General features: G+C 61.4%; 2 protein-coding genes. Both read right to left on the reverse strand.

Going from position 1 to position 2,646, the window contains the following annotated elements; translation table 11 throughout:
- Positions 1–337: 337 nt before the first annotated feature.
- Positions 338–1,459 carry a 3-deoxy-7-phosphoheptulonate synthase gene (locus tag Q0341_RS01820; protein WP_299510145.1) on the reverse strand — a complete coding sequence of 374 codons (1,122 nt, stop codon included), beginning with the start codon at positions 1,457–1,459 and terminating at the stop codon, positions 338–340.
- A gap of 251 nt (positions 1,460–1,710) precedes the next feature.
- The coding region (tldD, locus tag Q0341_RS01825) for a metalloprotease TldD (protein ID WP_299510147.1) at positions 1,711–2,646 on the reverse strand (936 nt) is incomplete at its 5' end.

A 2,646-nucleotide genomic window follows, 5' to 3' on the forward strand; every position in this document is an offset into this window, starting at 1 on the left:
TGGGGCAGCGGCTTGAACGGTGCCAAGGTCCCTGCGTCGGACCTGAAGGCCCCGACAAACACACGGCACCCGCGGGGCAGAGGCTTGCGCCTTTGCCGAAGTCCCGTTGTCGGACCTGAAGGCACCGACCTACAAACACACGGCACCCACGGGGCAGCGGCTTGCGCCTTTGCGGGGGTCCCTGTGTCGGACCCGAAGGCCCGACAAACACACGGCTCCCGTAGGTCGGAGCCTTCAGGTCCGACATTCAGTTTGTTGACCACCTCGCGTCGGACCCTCGCCGCACGAATTGATGACCATCGGAGCTTAGGGTACCGACCTGAAAATCAAGCACGCCTCAGCCTGCGCGGCGCGCCTTCACTGCATCGGACAGCACTTGCAAAACGGCTTCGCTGTCGTCCCAGCCAATGCAGGCGTCGGTGATGCTCTGGCCATAGGTCAGTTTCGTCATGTCGTCTTTGCCGGGCGTGAATTTTTGAGCGCCACCCAAGAGATGGCTCTCAACCATGACACCGAACACCTGACGTGACCCTCCGCTGATTTGCGCAGCAATGTCTTTGGCCACGTCGATCTGGCGCTCGTGATTCTTACTGCTGTTGGCGTGGCTGCAGTCGACCATCAAGGTGGCGGGGAGCTTGGCGGCCTCCAAGTCTTTGCAGGCGGCGGCCACACTCTGAGCATCGTAGTTGGGGGCTTTGCCGCCGCGCAGGATGACGTGGCAATCCTTGTTGCCTTGGGTCTGCACGATGGCGACCTGACCGTTTTTATGCACCGACAAAAAGTGGTGACCACGGGCAGCCGCCTGGATCGCGTCGGTCGCGATCTTGATGTTGCCGTCGGTGCCGTTCTTGAAGCCAATGGGGGCCGACAGGCCCGAGGCCAATTCGCGGTGCACTTGGCTTTCGGTGGTGCGCGCGCCGATGGCACCCCAGCTGATCAGGTCGCCAATGTACTGGGGCGAGATCACGTCGAGGAACTCGCTGCCTGCGGGCAGGCCTTGGCGGTTGATCTCGATCAGCAACTGGCGGGCAATGCGCAGGCCTTCGTCGATGCGAAAACTCTCGTCCAAGTAAGGGTCGTTGATCAAGCCCTTCCAACCCACGGTGGTGCGGGGCTTTTCGAAGTACACGCGCATCACAATTTCCAGCGTGTCAGCGTACTTCTCGCGCAAGGGCTTGAGGCGGCGGGCGTAGTCAAGGGCTGCGGCCGGGTCGTGGATCGAGCAAGGGCCAATGATGACGAGCAAGCGATCGTCTTGGCCGTGCACAATGCTGGCGATCGATTTGCGGGTTTGGGCGATCAAGGCTTCCGACGCCGTGCCGGCGATCGGGAAAAAACGGATCAAGTGTTCGGGTGGCGGGAGCACGGTGATGTCCTTGATGCGTTCGTTGTCCGTCTGGCCGGTGCGGTCTGCTGCATTCGGATACGCGCTGTCGGGGGCGGTGGTTTTGGCATTCATCGTGGGCTCCTGAAAATTGAAAAAAAGTCAAAAAAAACCGCCGGGCTGTGAGGCTCCGGCGGTGTGTATCGAGATGTTCGGGTGCTTATGCGCTCGCCTCTCGTCCGCCGGGGACTGAGAACCAAAAATAAAAAAAGTAAAAAGCGGTGCGCAAAGACATGGGGTTCAATGTAGCACAGCTGGATGACAGTTCCTGACAGTCCGATCCGGGGACAAACCCGGAGGGCCTTTGGGGGCGTCAGGTTTCAGGTTCAGGCGGTGCCACCCACCGTCAGGCCATCGATGCGCAAGGTAGGCTGACCAACGCCCACCGGCACACTCTGGCCTTCTTTGCCGCAGGTGCCCACGCCCGAGTCGAGTTTCATGTCGTTGCCAATCATGCTGATCTTCTTGAGCGACTCGGGGCCGCTGCCGATCAAGGTTGCGCCTTTGACGGGGTATTGGATCTTGCCGTTTTCCACCCAGTAGGCTTGGCTGGCCGAGAACACGAATTTGCCGCTGGTGATGTCCACCTGGCCGCCCGCGAAGTTGGTGGCGTACAAGCCCTTTTTGATGCTGGCCACGATCTCTTCGGCGCTCTTGTCACCGCCCAGCATGTAGGTGTTGGTCATGCGCGGCATGGGCACATGGGCGTAGCTTTCGCGGCGGCCGTTGCCCGTGGGCTTGACGCCCATGAGGCGGGCGTTCATCGAATCCTGGATGTAGCCGCGCAAGATGCCGTCTTCGATCAGCACATTTTTTTGGCTGGCATGGCCTTCGTCGTCCACATTGAGCGAGCCACGGCGGTCGGCCATGGTGCCATCGTCCAGCACGGTAACCCCCTTGGCCGCGACGCGCTGACCAATGCGGCCACTGAAGGAGCTGGAGCCCTTGCGGTTGAAGTCACCTTCCAAACCATGGCCCACCGCCTCGTGCAACAACACCCCGGGCCAGCCGTTGCCGAGCACCACCATCATCTCACCCGCAGGCGCAGGGCGGGCTTCGAGGTTGATTAGCGCGGCCGACACGGCTTCTTGCACATAGCTCTCGACCATGGCGTCGTCAAAATAAGCCAAGCCAAAGCGGCCACCGCCGCCGGCACTGCCCACTTCGCGGCGGCCGTTTTGCTCGGCAATCACCGTCACGGACAAACGAATCAAGGGACGCACATCGGCGGCCAGGGTGCCATCGGCGCGGGCCACCATGAC

The sequence above is a fragment of the uncultured Limnohabitans sp. genome (assembly GCF_937889215.1).
Classification (GTDB): domain Bacteria; phylum Pseudomonadota; class Gammaproteobacteria; order Burkholderiales; family Burkholderiaceae_C; genus Limnohabitans_A.

Excerpts from the sequence above, each read along its gene's own strand:
- Q0341_RS01820 (WP_299510145.1), bottom strand. The coding sequence starts at position 1,459 with ATGAATGCCAAAACCACCGCCCCCGACAGCGCGTATCCGAATGCAGCA.